The organism is Arthrobacter sp. zg-Y1110, assembly GCF_025244865.1.
Lineage (GTDB): Bacteria > Actinomycetota > Actinomycetes > Actinomycetales > Micrococcaceae > Arthrobacter_B.
Window position 1 is genome coordinate 2,349,326 of sequence record NZ_CP104272.1, and the last position, 16,024, is coordinate 2,365,349.

Annotated in this window: 11 protein-coding genes; 6 read left to right on the plus strand and 5 right to left on the minus strand. The window is 65.7% G+C overall.

All coding sequences use genetic code 11. From position 1 onward, the window contains the following. Positions 1–108: 108 nt before the first annotated feature. Together N2K99_RS10990 and N2K99_RS10995 are read right to left on the minus strand one after the other, a co-directional pair. Positions 109–645 carry a tetratricopeptide repeat protein gene (locus N2K99_RS10990; protein ID WP_227933211.1) on the minus strand — a complete coding sequence of 179 codons (537 nt, stop codon included), beginning with the start codon at positions 643–645 and terminating at the stop codon, positions 109–111. 2 nt (positions 646–647) lie between these two features. Further along, on the minus strand, positions 648–2,366 hold the full coding sequence (locus tag N2K99_RS10995; RefSeq protein ID WP_227918218.1) for an ABC transporter ATP-binding protein: 1,719 nt from the start codon (positions 2,364–2,366) through the stop codon (positions 648–650). Positions 2,367–2,490: 124 nt separating this feature from the next. Here N2K99_RS10995 and N2K99_RS11000 point away from each other — a divergent pair, with 124 nt between their 5' ends. The 3 genes from N2K99_RS11000 (at position 2,491) to N2K99_RS11010 (ending at position 9,071) form a co-directional block, all read left to right on the plus strand. Then, a complete protein-coding gene (locus N2K99_RS11000; RefSeq protein ID WP_227933210.1) occupies positions 2,491–4,230 on the plus strand; it encodes an ABC transporter substrate-binding protein in 1,740 nt (579 codons plus the stop codon). Positions 4,231–4,334: 104 nt separating this feature from the next. Continuing rightward, positions 4,335–5,825 (plus strand): malate:quinone oxidoreductase, encoded by a 1,491-nt coding sequence (locus tag N2K99_RS11005; RefSeq protein ID WP_227918220.1) that lies wholly within the window; start codon positions 4,335–4,337, stop codon positions 5,823–5,825. A 117-nt stretch (positions 5,826–5,942) separates the two neighbouring features. Continuing rightward, complete coding sequence (locus tag N2K99_RS11010) at positions 5,943–9,071, plus strand: efflux RND transporter permease subunit (RefSeq protein ID WP_227933209.1); 3,129 nt, start codon at positions 5,943–5,945, stop codon at positions 9,069–9,071. 60 nt (positions 9,072–9,131) lie between these two features. Here the strand turns inward: N2K99_RS11010 and N2K99_RS11015 are convergent, their stop codons facing one another. Continuing rightward, positions 9,132–10,610, minus strand: a complete 1,479-nt coding sequence (locus N2K99_RS11015) for an HNH endonuclease signature motif containing protein (RefSeq protein ID WP_227933208.1) — start codon at positions 10,608–10,610, stop codon at positions 9,132–9,134. A 45-nt stretch (positions 10,611–10,655) separates the two neighbouring features. Between N2K99_RS11015 and N2K99_RS11020 the strand changes: the two genes are divergently transcribed. The 3 genes from N2K99_RS11020 to N2K99_RS11030 all read left to right on the plus strand — a co-directional run bounded on the left by N2K99_RS11020 (position 10,656) and on the right by N2K99_RS11030 (position 13,104). Further along, positions 10,656–11,006, plus strand: a complete 351-nt coding sequence (locus N2K99_RS11020) for a hypothetical protein (protein WP_227933207.1) — start codon at positions 10,656–10,658, stop codon at positions 11,004–11,006. Positions 11,007–11,514: 508 nt separating this feature from the next. Further along, complete coding sequence (locus tag N2K99_RS11025; RefSeq protein ID WP_227933206.1) at positions 11,515–12,639, plus strand: LLM class flavin-dependent oxidoreductase; 1,125 nt, start codon at positions 11,515–11,517, stop codon at positions 12,637–12,639. Between the two features lie 9 nt (positions 12,640–12,648). Next, positions 12,649–13,104 carry a MarR family winged helix-turn-helix transcriptional regulator gene (locus N2K99_RS11030; RefSeq protein ID WP_227918224.1) on the plus strand — a complete coding sequence of 152 codons (456 nt, stop codon included), beginning with the start codon at positions 12,649–12,651 and terminating at the stop codon, positions 13,102–13,104. On the opposite strand, the gene N2K99_RS11035 is transcribed toward N2K99_RS11030, so the two are convergent. Next, positions 13,101–14,564 carry an MFS transporter gene (locus N2K99_RS11035; protein ID WP_227933205.1) on the minus strand — a complete coding sequence of 488 codons (1,464 nt, stop codon included), beginning with the start codon at positions 14,562–14,564 and terminating at the stop codon, positions 13,101–13,103. The two genes, N2K99_RS11030 and N2K99_RS11035, sit on opposite strands and share 4 nt — an antisense overlap. Beyond that, positions 14,564–15,976 (minus strand): M20/M25/M40 family metallo-hydrolase, encoded by a 1,413-nt coding sequence (locus N2K99_RS11040; RefSeq protein WP_227933204.1) that lies wholly within the window; start codon positions 15,974–15,976, stop codon positions 14,564–14,566. The genes N2K99_RS11035 and N2K99_RS11040 overlap by 1 nt, the downstream gene beginning before the upstream one ends. Positions 15,977–16,024 lie beyond the last annotated feature (48 nt).

Sequence of the window (16,024 nt, forward strand, 5' to 3'; positions counted from 1 at the left end):
ACGGCGAGGCCTTGCGTCAACGAAGAAGGGCCCTCCAAATGGAGGGCCCTTCTTGGTTGGCCGGCTTGGTTGTCCGGCTTGGTTGTCCGGCTTCGTTGCCCGTACGGTTCAGGCGCGGTGGCAGGCCCCGCCGTCGAGCGAAGCGAGGTAATCGGCATTGCCGTGCAGCGCCGGAAGATACCGTTCCAGGTCTTCCGACGAAACATTCTCCGCGAGCAGGACTAGGAGACCGGCGAGCGCCGCGTTCGCCTTGCCCGCCGCATGCAGGGTCAGGGCCTCGAAGACCCCAAGCGACACTGACCCGGGAAAGCTCTGCCGGGCGCGGGCAAAGACCGCCAGCGAGTCCTCCGGGCGCCCGAGCAGCCGCAGGGTGCTGCCGTACTGCAGATAGCAGCGCCGCAGCACGTCGCCCTCGAGGCCCAATGCCAGCGCCTGTTCGTAGAATCCGGCAGCCGTTGCCTCTTCACCTGCCGTGTCATAGGCGCCGCCCACTTCATAGAGGACGCGGGCATTGTCCGGATAGCGGTCCAGGACATCCAGCAGCGCCGCGATGGTGGGGGCCATGTCCTCCCGGTTCCGGGCCGCGAGCAGCTGCCGCAGTTCTGCTTCCAGGTCCGCTGCGGAACCCGCCGGCGTTTCAGCCATGGTCAGGAAGCCAGCTCGCCGTCGATGTTGAGCTCGTTGCCGGGAATCGAGGCCAGGAGTTTCCGCGTGTAGGGGTGGCGGGGATTGGAGAAGACCTCCTCGGAGGTGGCGGCCTCCACCAGCTCCCCGTCCTTCATCACGCACACATAGTCGGAGATCAACCGGACAACCGCCAGGTCATGGGAAATGAAGAGGTAGCTGAGGCCGAACTCGCGCTGCAGGTCCCCCAGCAGCTGGAGGATCTGTGCCTGCACCAGGACGTCCAGTGCGGAGACCGGCTCGTCGCAGACAATCAGCTCGGGCTTCAGGGCCAGCGCACGCGCAATGGCCACGCGCTGCCGCTGCCCGCCCGAGAGTTCTGCAGGGTAGCGGTGCAGCATCTCAAGAGGCAGCGCCACCTGCTCCATCAGTTCCCGCACGCGCCGCTGACGCTCTGCCTTGTCGCCGCGCCGGTAGGTTTTCAGCGGCTCTTCCAGGATCCGTTCAATGGTGTACATCGGATCCAGGGAGGAGTAAGGGTCCTGGAAGATCGGCTGCACCCGCTGCCGGAATTCGCGCAGCTGGGCCTTGTCGAGGGTGGCAACGTCCATGCCGTCGAAGGTCATGGTTCCGCTGGTGGGTTCGATCAGTTTCAGGAGCATCCGCGCCGTAGTGGTCTTGCCCGAACCGGACTCCCCCACAATGGCTACGGTGCGGCCGCGCGGAATGTCCAGGGTGACGTTCTTGGCGGCATAGAAATCGTCGGAGCGGCCGCGGATCTTGAATACCTTGGTCAGGTCGCGGAATTCCACGATGTTGTCCGGTGCGGTCTCCGTGGCGGGTGCGGCGGCCAGTTCTCCGGCCGCCGACGTCGCGGCAGCCGCCCCGCTCTTGGTACCGGTATGTCCGGCGAAGGCACCCGGGGTCAGCCGCACGGCTGCCACACTGGGGGCTGCACGGACCAGGGCCTGGGTGTACGGGTGCTGCGGGTCCTCCAAGAGCTGGCGGGCGGGACCCGTTTCCACTACCTCGCCGCGGTGCATAACCACCAGTTCGGAGGCACGCTCGGCTGCCAGTCCCAGGTCATGGGTAATCAGCAGGACGGAAGAACCCAGTTCCTCCGTCATCCGATCGATCTGGTCCAGGATGGTCCGCTGGACTGTGACGTCCAGGGCGCTGGTGGGCTCGTCGGCAATCAGCAGCCGGGGACGGCAGGCCAGGCCAATGGCAATCAGGGCACGCTGGCGCATGCCTCCCGAGAATTCATGGGGGTACTGCTTGGCGCGCTCCGCGGCGTTGGGCAGTCCGGCCGCGGTCAGGACCTCCACGACCTTCCGGTCCACGTCCTTGGATGTGGCCATGCCGTGCACCAACAGGGTTTCGGCAACCTGGGTGCCGATCTTGGTGACCGGATTCAGGTTGGACATCGGATCCTGCGGCACGAGGCCGATGGAACGCCCGCGGATTGCCCGCATCTTGGATTCCGGCAGACCCACCAGTTCCTGTCCGTCGAAGCGGATGCTGCCCGAAGCCACGGTGCCGTTACCGGGCAGCAGCCCGATGACGGCCATTGCGGTGGTGGACTTTCCGGATCCGGACTCCCCCACGATGGCCAGCGTCTTGCCTGCCGGGAGGGAGAAACCGGCGTTGCGCACGGCGGGGACTTCTCCGTCCATGGTCCGGAAATTAACCGCGAGGTTGCTCACCTCGAGCAGGGGCGAATCAGTGCTCAAATCAGTCATTTCCCCATCCTGCCCCACCCGCACCCCTAGTGACGCGTGTCTCACAGCGGTTTACCGGTTTTTAATCATTTAGAATGAAGAATCACTGAAAATGAGGGATGGAGCGTCCCGGAGGAGTATCACCGTGACCAAATCCGGCACCGCCAAATCCGGCACCGTTAAATCCGGCCCTGCCAAAGATCCAGCCACCGGATCCGGCGCTCCCGCCCTTTCCCGACGCTCCGTCATCCGTGCAGGCGCGGTGGCTGCGGCGTTTATGCTCGCCGGCTGCACCGCCGAAGCGGACTCCCCCTCCCCCACTCCCACACCCACGGCAACCGGTCCGGCCGGCCCCAAGGAGCGGTTCACCTTTGCGACGGCGGCCCGCCCGGTCACGTTGGACCCCGCGCTTGCTGTGGACACCGAGTCCTACCGGGTGACCCGGCAGGTTTTGGAAGGCCTGGTTGGAGTTGACGCCCTGACCTCGGCACCGATACCCCTGCTGGCGAAGAGCTGGACCAAGTCCGAGGACCGCAGGACGTACACGTTTGACCTGCGGCGCGATGTCACGTTCCACGACGGCGAGCCCTTCAACGCAGAAGCCGTGCGCCGGAACTTCGAGCGCTGGTACACCCTGCCGGAATCCGTGCGTAACGATTCCCTCATGTACAGATCAGTCTTCCGGGGATTCTCGGACTCCCCGAAGACCGCGGTTTACCGCGAATGCGTAGTGGAGGACGAGTACACGGTGCGGGTGGAGCTTACCGAGCCGCTCGACAGCTTCATTCCCGCCCTGGCCGCTCCGGCGTTCGCCATGTCATCTCCGAAGGCCCTGGCTGATGCCACGGCCGATGCCCTCACCCAGGAACGCAATGGCCGGAACATCTCGGCCTACGGTGCACATCCGGTGGGCACCGGGCCGTTCCAGTTCGTCAGCTGGAACGACGACACCGTGGAGCTGGCAGCGTACCCGGACTATTGGGGCGAAGTCGGACAGGTCGGCACGGTTGTGTTCAAGACTCTTTCCAGCCCGGAGGGCCGGCTGCGGGCGCTGAAGAAGGGCGAGGTGGACGGCTATGACCTGGTGACCGTCAACGACGTCGGCGACCTGGCCCGCAACGGCCTGCAGATCCAGCAGCGGGATCCGTATTCCATCCTCTATCTGGGCATCAACTCCAATTTCCCCGGGATGGACAATGTACTGATCCGCCGGGCAGTGGCCCATGCCATCGACAAGCCCGCCGTATTGGACGGCCTGTTCCTCAACGGCACCAAGACCGCCAACCAGTTCCTTCCGCAGAAACTCGGCCTGACCTCGGACACCGTTGCCAGCTACGGGTACGACGTGGACAAGGCCCGTGAGCTGCTCACGGAAGCCGGCTATGACGGGCGCGAGCTGCCCTTCTACTACCCCCGCCGCGTCACCCGCAGCTACCTGCCCGCCCCGGAACGGGTCTACGCCAGGCTTAGCAGCCAGCTCACCGCAGCCGGCTTCAACATCCGTCCGGTCCCCGTGGACTGGTCCGAGGGCTACCTCGAAAAGGTCCAGGGCAAGGAGGACCGGGCCTTCCATCTGCTGGGGCTTGCCGGGACCTACGAGGCCGGGGACAACTTTGTCGGAACCCTGTTTGGCCGGTATACCGACGAATTTTCCTATAACGATCCCGAGGTTTTCAGCGGCATCGAAAAAGCGCGCAGCCTCGTGGAAGGCCAGGAACAGACCGACGCCTACCGGGCCATTACCGACCGGATTTCCGAACGCGTACCGGCGGTGCCCCTCGCCTTCCCCATTTCCGCCCTCGCTTTGTCCCCCCGCGTGGCCGGCTATCCCACCAGCCCCGTCCTGCACGAAGTGTTCAACCGGATAACGCTGGCCGAACGCTGAGTCCGCCCCCTCCCGCGGAGGGGCTACGTGCAGCGATAATTTTAGGAAGACATGTGGTCGGGGATACGCTTCTAGGGCTAGCGCCCACGCGACTGGAGAACAAGTTGACTGCTAATAGCCCGGCGGATAATTCCGCAACGAAAACTGATGTACTGCTGATCGGCGGCGGCATCATGAGCGCCACCCTTGGTGCGTTCCTGAAGCAACTCCAGCCCGATTGGGACATTTCCCTCTACGAGCGCCTTGACCGGGCGGGGCTGGAAAGCTCCGATCCCTGGAACAACGCGGGAACCGGCCATGCCGCGCTCTGCGAACTGAACTACAGCCCGGCCGCGGCCGACGGCTCCGTTGATCCGGCGAAGGCGGTGGGCATCAACGAGCAGTTCCAGGTTTCCCGGCAGTTCTGGTCGCATCTGGTGTCTGCAGGCCACATCTCCAACAACTTCATCAATCCGCTGCCGCACATGAGCTTCGTGTGGGGTGACGCGCATTCCGAGTACCTGCGCCGCCGCTACGAGTCGCTGAGCGCACAGCCCCTGTTCAAGACCATGGAGTTCTCCGAGGACCCGGCCAAGCTGGCTGAATGGGCACCCCTGATCATGGAAGGCCGCGACCCGTCACAGCGCGTCGCCGCCTCGCGCGTCGCCGGAGGCACCGACGTCGACTTCGGTGCCCTGACCCGCGAACTGACCAACTACCTGGGCGCCAACGGCGTGAACCTGCACTTCGGCCACGAGGTCGGCAACGTGTCCCGTTCTTCCACCGGCGGCTGGGATGTCAAGGTCAAGGACCGTGCCAGCGGCACCACCCGTACCGTCTCCGCCCGCTTCGTCTTCATCGGCGGCGGCGGCGGAGCCCTGCACCTGCTCCAGGCATCCGGCATCCCCGAGGGCAAGGGCTTTGGCGGCTTCCCGGTCTCCGGCCAGTTCCTGCGCTCCACGGACGATTCGATCATTTCCCGGCACAACGCCAAGGTGTACGGCCAGGCTTCGGTCGGCGCCCCGCCCATGTCCGTGCCCCACCTGGACACCCGCTTCGTGAACGGGAAGCGTTCGCTGCTGTTCGGCCCGTACGGCGGCTTCTCCCCCAAGTTCCTGAAGACCGGCTCCTACCTGGACCTGCCCCTTTCGGTCCGGCCGTCCAACCTGGTGCCCATGTTGGGCGTGGCCAAGGACAACATGAGCCTGGTCAAGTACCTCGTCACCGAGGTGATGAAGACCCGCGAAGGCAAGACACAGGCACTGCAGGAATTCATGCCTTCGGCGAAGACCGAGGGCTGGGACCTCATCACCGCAGGCCAGCGCGTGCAGGTGATCAAGAAGGATCCGAAGAAGGGCGGTGTGCTGCAGTTCGGCACCGAACTCATCACCGCCGCCGATGGCTCCATCGGTGCCCTGCTGGGTGCCTCCCCCGGCGCTTCCACGGCACCGCCCATCATGATCAACCTGCTGAAGCGCGCCTTCCCCCGCCAGTTCGACGGCTGGGAGCCGAAGATCAAGGAAATGATCCCGGGCTACGGCGTCAAGCTCAACGAGAACGAGCAGTTGGCGGCAGAGATTGAAGCCGACACCAACAAGGTCCTGGGACTTTCCTAGCACCTGTCGTATCCGCGGCGCAGGTCCCCTTCCGGGCGGACCTGCGCCGCACAGCGATTTACGACGCCGGCACGGCCGCGTCGCCCAACTCCAGTTCGCCCTTCCTAAGGCAGGATCATGGACCGTTTGGCCAAGCTGTCCCTCTCCAACCGGGCGCTTATTGCCCTGATAACGGTTTTCGTGGCTGTTTTCGGAGTCATCTCCATGACCTCCCTGAAACAGGAACTGATCCCGTCACTGGAGTTCCCGCAGATCAGCGTGATCACCGCTTTGCCGGGGGCCTCACCCGACGTGGTTGATGCCCAGGTCAGCGAGCCGCTGGAAGGTGCGCTCACCGCTGTGGAGGGGCTTGAGTCGTCCACGGCCACTTCCCGCTCCGGCATCTCCACCATCAGCCTTACCTTTGCCTACGGCACCGATCTGGACCGTGCACGCGGGCAGGTGGACCGGGCCATTTCGAACTCCCGGCAGCTGCTTCCCGAAGACGTGAATCCGCAGTCGCTGGCCGGCAGCATCAGCGACTTCCCGATTGTCTACCTTGCCGTGTCCTCCGACGAGCCGCTCGCCGAGCTCAACGCCGACCTGCAGCGCCTGACCGTTCCCCGCCTGCAGAAGATCGAGGGCGTGCGCACCGCGGAGGTCACCGGCGGCGCCACCCGCCACGTAGCCATCCTGCCGGACAACGCCGCGCTGGCCGCCTCCGGGGTCACCCCGGCAGCCATCGTCGATGCACTGGAAAACAGCGGTGCTCTCCTGCCGGCCGGAACGGTCCAGGAAGACGGCCGGACACTGTCCATCCAGGTCGGCGCTCCGCTGGACAGCCTCGAGAAGATTTCCGCATTGCCGGTCGAGTCCACCGAATCGTCACCCGGCAGCACGCCGGTCACCATTGGCGACGTGGCCTCGGTGGACATCACCGAGGACGAGGCCAGCTCGATCACGCGCACCAACGGCGAGGCCACCTTGGCCGTATCCATCACCAAGACGCCGGCCGGGGACACCGTGGGCATCTCCCACGAGGTCATGGACCTGCTGCCTTCCCTTCAGGACGAACTGGGCAACGGTGCTGTCTTTACGGTGATTTTCGACCAGGCACCGTTCATCGAAACATCCATCTCCGACCTCACCACCGAGGGCCTGCTGGGCCTTGGCTTTGCCGTGCTGGTGATCCTGGTCTTCCTGCTTTCGGTCCGCTCCACGCTGGTCACCGCGGTTTCCATTCCGCTGTCCCTGCTGGTGACCTTCATCGGTCTGCTGGCCTTCGGCTACTCCCTGAACATCCTCACTCTCGGCGCCCTGACCATCGCGATCGGCCGGGTGGTGGATGACTCCATCGTGGTGATCGAAAACATCAAGCGCCATCTGGGCTACGGCGAGGATAAACGTTCCGCCATCCTCACTGCCGTCCGCGAGGTTGCCGGCGCCGTCACGGCGTCGACCCTCACCACGGTGGCGGTATTTGCGCCCATCGCCTTTGTCGGCGGCCTCGCCGGCGAACTGTTCCGCCCCTTCGCGGTCACCACGTCCCTGGCGCTGCTGGCCTCCCTGTTGGTCTCCCTGACGATTGTGCCGGTGCTGGCGTACTGGTTCCTCAAGTCCACCCCTCCGGTGGCCGATCCGGCCGCCTACCGTGCCGAAGCGGAGGAACGGGAGTCCCGGACCTTCCTGCAGCGCGGTTATCTGCCGATCCTGCGTACCACCCAGCGCCATCCGGTCTACACGGTTACCGCCGGGCTGATCATCCTGGTCGCGACGGCGGCCCTGACCCCGCTGCTGCCCACCAACCTCCTGGGCGATACGGGACAGAACACCTTCAGCGTGCGGCAGGAGCTGCCCGCGGGCACCTCATTGGAACGCACTTCCGAGGTTGCCGGGGACGTCGAACAGATCCTGGGTGACATCGAGGGCATCAAGGACGTCCAGGTCACCATGGGCACCTCCACCTCCGGGCTGGCGGCGTTTACCGGCGGAGGTTCCTCGGTTGCGAACTTCACCGTCATCACCGAGGAAGGGGTGGACCAGGTGGCCCTGCGGGATACCGTGCGGTCCGCCCTTGAGGACGCCGACGACGCCGGCGAGGTCACCCTGGGCAGTACCGGCGGCGGTTTCGGCACGTCCAACACAGTGGATATTTCCCTGTCCGCCGGTGACCCGTCGGAACTGCAGCCGGCCAGCGACGCCATTGTTGAGGCGATGTCCGACCTGCCCGGCGTCGCCGAGGCCAGCAGCAACCTCTCTTCGTCCCAGCCGGTGGTGCAGGTCAGCATCGACCGGGGCAAGGCTGTTGCTGCCGGCCTGAATGAGCAGCAGATCGCCGGGCTGGTTGCCTCCACCATCAGCCCGCTGCCGGCCGGTACGGTCCGGCTGGGTACCGATGACCTGCCGGTGCTCATCGGTGAAGGCACCCCCATCACCTCGTTGGAGCAGTTGAACGGCATTTCCGTGCCGGCCGGTTCCGGCTCCGTGCCGTTGAGCGCCCTGGCCACGGTGGAAGAGGTGGAGGTGCCGACGTCGGTCTCCTCCTCCGGCGGCGAACGCACCGCCGTTGTCTCTGTCTCTCCCGACGGCGACAACCTTGGTGCCACCATCACCGAAGTCCAGTCACGGCTTGCCGAGGTCGACCTTCCGACCAGCGTCACCGCCGAGCTCAGCGGTGCTGCCACCCAGCAGAACGAATCGTTTACGCAGCTGGGCCTGGCCCTGCTTGCAGCCATTGCCATTGTCTACGTGATCATGGTGGCGACCTTCAAATCCCTGCTGCAGCCGCTGATCCTGCTGGTCTCCATTCCCTTCGCGGCCACCGGTGCCGTTCTGCTGCTGCTCTTGACCGGCGTTCCGCTGGGACTTCCGTCTCTGGTGGGCATGTTGATGCTGGTGGGCATTGTGGTCACCAACGCGATTGTGCTGATGGACCTGATTAACCAGTACCGGCAGCCTCGGGGCAATGAACCGGGTATGAACGTGGAGGATGCCATCTTCCGCGGTGCCCGCCAGCGCCTCCGCCCGATCCTTATGACCGCTCTGGCCACCGTCTTTGCACTCACTCCGATGGCTCTGGGAGTTACAGGCGAAGGCGGCTTCATTTCCCGCCCGCTGGCCATTGTGGTGATCGGTGGACTGATTTCCTCCACTGCCCTGACGCTGATCCTGGTCCCCGTGCTCTACCGCTTGGTGGAAGGATCCCGGGAGAAGCGGCAGCAGCGGAAGGAACAGAAGCCGGTGAGCGAGGCCGGGGCTCACGCCTAGCGGCGCAGGCACGTCGGCACGCCGGCGGTACTGGTGGGCACGCTCAGAACGGGCGCAGGTTCAGAACGGCGGCACCTGTTCCGGTTCCTTCTGCTCAGGGTTCGTTCGCCTGTGGTCCTTCCGCGGATCAGGTGCAGTGCCCGGTGGGCCTAGTTCCAGGAAGGGCTCGGTTCGGTAGACACGGCCGGTAGGTGAAGTCCATTCGATCACCCCGGGTGTTGGCTGGCAGGCCTTCCAATAACCGAGGGTCTTGAACCGGTGGTGCCGTCGGCAGAGGTGTTCCAGGTTTCCGTGGTCTGTGGGTCCGCCTCGCGCCCAGTCGATGGTGTGGTCGATGTCCGCGTTTGCGGTGTTGACCCGGCAACCGGGGAACCTGCAGGTTCCGTCCCGTGCCCGGAGCCAGCGGCGGAGCCCCGCCGGGACCTTTCGGCGTCTCCCGACGCCCAGGATCTCCTCTGTCTTTGGGTCCTGAGCCAGCCCTGTCCATCCAGCTGCATTCCTGGCCAACCGCCGGGCTTCTTCGGCGCTGATGGGGCCGTAGCCGTGCAGCTCTGCGGGCTGGTCGTCGGCTCCGAAGAGGGTTTCCGCGCTGATCAGGACCATGATCTCCGTACGAGGGACGATTCCCTCATCCGGTCCGGACCCCACGTCCGGTCTGGCCTTCGTATCGGGGCTGTCTTCCAGGCCGCCGTTGTTCTCCGGGCCGCCGTCAACACCGATGCTTCCCTCGTTCTGTCTGGTTCCGTCAGTGTCGTCGCCGGTATGCCCGGCTCTGCTGTTGTTTCCGGTCGCGTCTCGGGTTCCGGCCTCGCCTCCGGTTCCAGCTCCGGCCCTGCTGTTGTTGCCGGTCGCGCCTCGACTTTCGGCCTCGCCTCCGGTTCCAGCTCCGGGCCGGACCCCGGTTGCGTCTCGGGTTCCGGCCTCGCCTCCGGTTCCGGCCGTCACGAAAAGTCCCCGACTACCACCCATCAACAGCTGCGCCAGAATATCCGCACGCAGCTGGTCCGTGGTCCGGGAATCCCCTCCCGACTGCTCACCCCGCGCCGCAGTGCTGAGAGCGGTATAGATCTGCTGCGCTTCCGCAGCACGCAGATAGGCCGACAGACATGACATACCGTCCTCTTCCCGGTCCAGGGTGACTTTGCGCTGCTCGAAAGCAGTCAGGTGCCGTTTGCTTATGGTTTCCGGGAACGTCTTTTCGCGCAGCCGCCGGGCCTTGGCGGAGAACTGCGTCCGCGTCTGACCCTCCGCAGCCTTCAGCAGGTCCGCTTCGAACCCGGGGAGTTTCTCCGCAGGAACGTTCTGGCACTGTTCCAGGACCACCTGCGCATGCTGGTACGAGAAGCGGCCCTCTTCCAGCCCGGCCAGGGTGGCGGTATGGGGGCCGCACAGCTGCCCGGCCTCGCTCAGCAGCCGCTGGCCGGTCACCTGCGGAACATTCAGGATGGCGGCGCATTCGGCCGCTGCGAGGCTGAAAGCGATCCCGGGTTTATCGCGCTCCGACGGGTCGAAGAAGTTGTGTCGGAAGATTTGCTCCATCCGGTTCAATAGGTGGGCCCGTTGCGCCTGCCCCCAGGAAATCAGATGTTCCATCCGGACCAAGGCCTCACCGACCGTGGCTTCGTCGAAGGCTTCAAGGTTCTGCAAGGCAAGGGTTCCGGTGAAACCGTCCGGGTAGGCCTCAACAGGATCGGCACCGGAACCCGCGGAGCCGAAGGTATCCTCACCAGCGACCCCGGCAGACGCTCGGGCCGCAAGTTGCGCCCGGTATACAGACAAACTGACCGGAGAGCAGGGTGCCTCGGCGTCGCCAGCCTGCTCTTGCGGCTGCTGGCCTATGCCTGGTTCTTCAGTTGTCGGTTCGGTGTTTCCGAGCTGATCCATACCTCAGGATTTCATCCCGCACTGACATTCCGAGGTCGAAAACAGGCCTAAAACAGCCCCTACTGGAAACCCGAATACCCGTCTTTTCACCCCGACTACCTACCCGAAAACCGGGTCCGTCGAGGAGCTGGCCAAACACGATTTCCGAGTCGAAACGGCACGAATCGAACCGCCACGCAGGCATCGTTCCTACCGGCATGGCCCTCCGCGCAACGCACCCCTCGTCCACAACGCGTCCCTCCTCCTCAACGTGACGACCGGCTTCGCCGACTGCGCCCAGCGGCACCCGCCCGCCCCAACCGCACACGCCAGCGGCACCCGCCCCAACCGCACTCGCCGCCGGCACCCGCCCCAACCGCACTCGCCGCCGGCACCCGCCCCAACCGCACACGCCGCGGCACACCCCCGCACCAGCCCAGCCCCCGGCACCACCTCCCGCCCGCACCCCCTCCGCCCGCACCGAAACCGGACCCGGGAATGAACCGGAGCGGGTAACGGTTGGGGAGAGATGTATGCATATGCATATACTTTAGGAACACACGAACTTCCGGAGGCAACCATGCAGATCGGCGTCTTCAGCGTCAGCGACATCACCCGGGATCCCGTCACCGGACGAATCCCCACCGAGGCGGAGCGCATCAAAGCCGCAGTGGCCATTGCCCGCAAGGTCGAAGAAATCGGCATGGATGTCTACGCCACCGGCGAGCACCACAATCCGCCGTTCTATGCCAGCTCGCCCACCACTCTGCTGGGCTACATTGCCGCACAGACTGAGCGGATCATCCTCTCCACCACCACCACGCTGATCACCACCAATGACCCGGTGAAGATCGCAGAAGACTTCGCGATGCTCCAGCACCTCGCGGACGGCCGAGTGGACCTGGTCCTTGGCCGCGGCAACACCGCGCCTGTCTATCCGTGGTTCGGCAAGGACCCGCAGGACTCGGTGGAACTGACCGTAGAGAACTACAACCTGCTGCGCCAGCTGTGGGACAACGAAACCGTGAACTGGCAGGGTAAGTTCCGCACCCCGCTGCACAACTTCACGGCCACGCCACGCCCGCTCGACGACGTCGCCCCCTTCGTCTGGCACGGCTCCATCCGTACGCCGCAGGTGGCAGAAATTGCCGCCTACTTCGGAGACGGATTCTTCGCCAACAACATCTTCTGGCCGAAGGAGCACTACATGCAGCTGATCGGCCTGTACCGCGAGCGCTACGAACACTACGGCCACGGCCGCGCCGACCAGGCCATTGTGGGACTCGGAGGACAGTTCTTCATGCGGAAGAACTCCCAGGACGCCGTCAACGAGTTCCGCCCGTACTTCGACAACGCCCCGGTATACGGCCATGGGCCGTCCATGGAGGACTTCACCGCACAGACCCCGCTTACGGTGGGCAGCCCGCAGGAGGTGCTGGAGAAGACATTGAGCTTCCAGGAGTACTTCGGCGATTACCAGCGCCAGCTGTTCCTGATCGACCATGCAGGACTGCCACTCAAGACCGTGCTGGAGCAGCTGGACCTCTTCGGCGAATACGTGCTGCCGGAACTGCGCAGGGAATTCGATTCCCGCCGTCCGGACGACGTCCCCGAAGGACCCACCCACGCCGCACGGGTTGCCGCCCGGAAGGCGGACCCGAAGCCTGCCTCGTCATCTGCATCGACGTCCCCTGCGGTTCAGTAGGCTGGGACAATGCATTCAACAAACGACGTCACGGCGAAACAGGCCGCCGAAGCGTGGGAATCCTTGTTCCGTGTCCAGGTCGGCGTTATGCGGCGCCTGCAGCGGGATCCGGAATTCCGGGAGCTCACCATGCGGGAGTACGACGTCCTGTTCAACCTGACGCGTTGCCCCGGCGGCTGGATACGGCTGAACGAGCTCAACGAGCACCTGCTCATCAGCCAGCCCAGCCTGAGCCGGATGGTGGACCGGCTTGAAGCCCGGGGCCTGGTGCAGCGCCGGCCGGCCGAACAGGACCAGCGCGGCGTCGAGCTCTCGCTTACTGAAGAGGGGCGGGCAGTCCAACGGCGTCTGGGCCGCATCCACGTACGTGGAATCCACGAACTCCTGACGCCGGCCTTGGACAACACCGAGCTGGCGCGGCTGAAGGAACTGACGGACAAGGTCCTGGCCAGCCTGGAGGACTAGGCGGCCGCCTCAGTCAACGGCGGATCGGCAAACGCCAGCCGGGGCACCAGCAGCAGGAGGGCCGCTGCGATAAACGCAGTCACCGAACACACTGCCCAGACCGTCAGGTAGCCCTGCAGCGGTGCCACCGTCCCGGCGTCGGCCGCTCCACTTGAAAGGGCGTCCGCAGCTGCGCCGGCCAATGCAATTCCGAAGACAGCCGAGGCGAAGGACCCGCCGATGGTCTTGGTGGTGTTGGTCAGTCCTGTTGCCATGCCGGTTCGGTTCAGCGGTGCCGCCGCGGCTGCAGCCGAGGGAAGCGCGGCCACCAACGCCCCGGAACCCAGCCCGGCGATCACCATGTTCATCAGGGCCTGCGCCAGGGTGTCATGGAAAGGCAGGAAGAGCCCGTAACCGACACCGACCAGAAGCGAGGCACCCACCAAGGTGTTCCTCGGTGTGGTCCGCCGGGCGGCCAAGGGGAAGAGCAGGGCGCCGGCGAGCAGGGCGAAGACGTAGGTGCCGATAATGATGGACACCTGCGAGGCCGCCAGCCCCAGGCCGTAGCCGTACAGGGCGGGATCGGTGCGGGCGAAGGTGGACATGGGCGCCTGGGCGCCGAGCACCGAAATACCGAACAGCCCCGCGGTCAGCTGGACCGGCCACATGGACGGGCTGCGCAGCATCCGGAAGTCCACGAGCGGATCCTTCTGCCCGAGCTCGTACCGGACAAAGGGAATGAACGCGGCGGCACCGGCGGCAAGGACGGCCCACACCCACCAGGTATCCGGACCGTTGATCCGCAGGAAGGTCAGCCCGGAGGTAAGCAGCAGCAGCCCGACCGCCAGCAGCACGAAGCCGGTGCGGTCCACGGTGCCGCCGTCCAGGGAGCTGGATTCCGGTACCCCGAAGTGCACGGCAAAGATACACAGCGTCACTGCGGCGGCGGGCACGCACAGCGTGAGCCCGAGCGGGAGGTGCTCCACGAGGACCCCGCCCAGCAGGGCTCCGCCGATCACTCCCAGCTCGAGTGCGCCGACCAGCAGGCCTGCCGCCTTGCGGGTAAGCACGGCACGGTTGGGGGTGTGGCGCACCCGGCTGAAGATCAGCGCGATCTCCATCGGCAGCCAGACCACGTAGAACCCCTGGAGCGACCACGCGGCCAGGAACGTCCAGAAATCCGGTGCCACGGCGACTCCCCAGGAAGCCGCCGCCGTCAGGACGGTGGAGACTAGCAGGATGCGTTTGTGCCCGTAGATGTCCCCCAGTTTGGCCAGGATCGGCACGGCCAGGGCGCTGAGCATCAGCTGGGCGGATTCAAACCAGTTGACGTCGCCGTCGTCGATCCCCAGGTGGCGGGCAATGTCGGTGAGCAGCGGCGTGTAGTAGCCCTGCAGGATGCCGCTGGTGATTTCCACCAGCACCAGGAACCCCACGAGGGGGCCGATCATGCGCAGCCCGGGCAGGGACGGCGCGGACATCAGAGCGCACCCATCAGGGCCTTGTAGAACGCGATGCCCTCGCCGAACGTTTCGATGCCCAGCCGTTCGTTGTCGGCGTGGATGCTGGCCCGGTCAGCGGCACTCATCCGGAAGGGGGCAAAGCGGTACACCGCATCGCAGATGGAGGTGAAGCGCCGCGCATCGGTTCCGCCAAGCATGATGTACGGCACCGGGACGGCATCCGGGAAGCAGGTCCGGATGGTTTCCTCCAGCAGGGCGAACTGGGCGTTGTCCGTCGCGGAGACCGGCGAGGGCTCATTGCCCTCCACCACGCGCAGGCTCACCTTGGGGTCCCGGATGATCGACCGCAGCCGCGACACCGTGGACGCCACCGTCTCGCCCACGGCCACCCGGATATTGGCATTGGCCGTGGCGCGCGTGGCCAGGACATTGGATCCCTTGCTTCCCCGCAGCTGGGTCACGGCCACGGTGGTGCGGGTCATGGCGTTGGGCTCCCCGCCGAGCAGGCCGAACACCCGGGTCAGCGCCCCGCGCAGGTGCTTGGCATTGCCCAGCACCGGACGCAGCGGCAGCGGCGCCGAGCCGGAGATCCGCTGGATCATTTCCACGCTTACATCCGGAAGCGACGCCGGGAAAGGACGGCGGTCCAGGCGGACGACGGCGCGGGCCAGGCGCGCCGTTGCACCCATCCGGTTCGGCGTGGACGCATGCCCGCCGGCGTCGTCCACCGCCAGCTCGACGTCGAGGATCCCCTTTTCGGAGACGCCGACGACGGCGAGCGGCACAGACACGAACGGGAACGCGCCCGAGGCCACCGCTCCCCCTTCATCCAGCACCAGCCAGGGGCGGATACCGCGTTCCTCGAGCAGCGCCGCCGCGGCAGCAGCCGTGTCACCGGCGGTTTCCTCGTTGTTGCCGAAGGAAAAGTAGATGTCCCCTGCAGGCGCGAACCCCTCGGCGAGAAGCTGTTCAGCAGCTTCCAGCACGGCAGCCAGCGCCCCCTTGTCATCGAGGGCGCCGCGGCCTTCGATGGAGGTTTCCGTGATGGTGCCGGCAAACGGCGGGTAGTCCCACCGCGACGGGTCCTCCACAGGCACCACGTCATAGTGGGCCATCAGCACCGCGGGACCCTTGCCGTCCGGCGTATCGCCGGTCGCCGTATCGCCGGCCGCGGCGTCCGCCGAGGCCGCCGAGGCCGTCCCGGGCCAGCGGTAGAGGAGCCCGAACCCGTTGACCCGTTCCAGCTTCAGGGCAGCGGAAACGAGGGGAAAGAGTTCCGGCAGCGCTGCGATAAAGGCCTCGAACTGGTCCGGCTCCACTTCCTCGGGCACCCGTGAGGAAACGGTGCGGTACGTGAGGAGCCGGGCGAGCTTCGGGGCGGCCGCGCGGCCGAGTGCAGCGGCGGATAGCGCCGAGGGAGAGCTGGGCATGGAGCGAGTGTAGCGGCTGTGCGGTGCGTCACTGTCCGCCGCGGCTCA

What these genes read in the sequence shown, in the direction of transcription:
- N2K99_RS10990 (WP_227933211.1), bottom strand. Translation starts at nt 645, where the DNA reads ATGGCTGAAACGCCGGCGGGTTCCGCAGCGGACCTGGAAGCAGAACTG.
- N2K99_RS10995 (WP_227918218.1), bottom strand. Translation starts at nt 2,366, where the DNA reads ATGACTGATTTGAGCACTGATTCGCCCCTGCTCGAGGTGAGCAACCTC.
- N2K99_RS11010 (WP_227933209.1), top strand. Translation starts at nt 5,943, where the DNA reads ATGGACCGTTTGGCCAAGCTGTCCCTCTCCAACCGGGCGCTTATTGCC.
- N2K99_RS11015 (WP_227933208.1), bottom strand. Translation starts at nt 10,610, where the DNA reads ATGGAGCAAATCTTCCGACACAACTTCTTCGACCCGTCGGAGCGCGAT.
- N2K99_RS11020 (WP_227933207.1), top strand. Translation starts at nt 10,656, where the DNA reads ATGTTCCATCCGGACCAAGGCCTCACCGACCGTGGCTTCGTCGAAGGC.
- N2K99_RS11025 (WP_227933206.1), top strand. Translation starts at nt 11,515, where the DNA reads ATGCAGATCGGCGTCTTCAGCGTCAGCGACATCACCCGGGATCCCGTC.
- N2K99_RS11030 (WP_227918224.1), top strand. Translation starts at nt 12,649, where the DNA reads ATGCATTCAACAAACGACGTCACGGCGAAACAGGCCGCCGAAGCGTGG.
- N2K99_RS11035 (WP_227933205.1), bottom strand. Translation starts at nt 14,564, where the DNA reads ATGTCCGCGCCGTCCCTGCCCGGGCTGCGCATGATCGGCCCCCTCGTG.
- N2K99_RS11040 (WP_227933204.1), bottom strand. Translation starts at nt 15,976, where the DNA reads ATGCCCAGCTCTCCCTCGGCGCTATCCGCCGCTGCACTCGGCCGCGCG.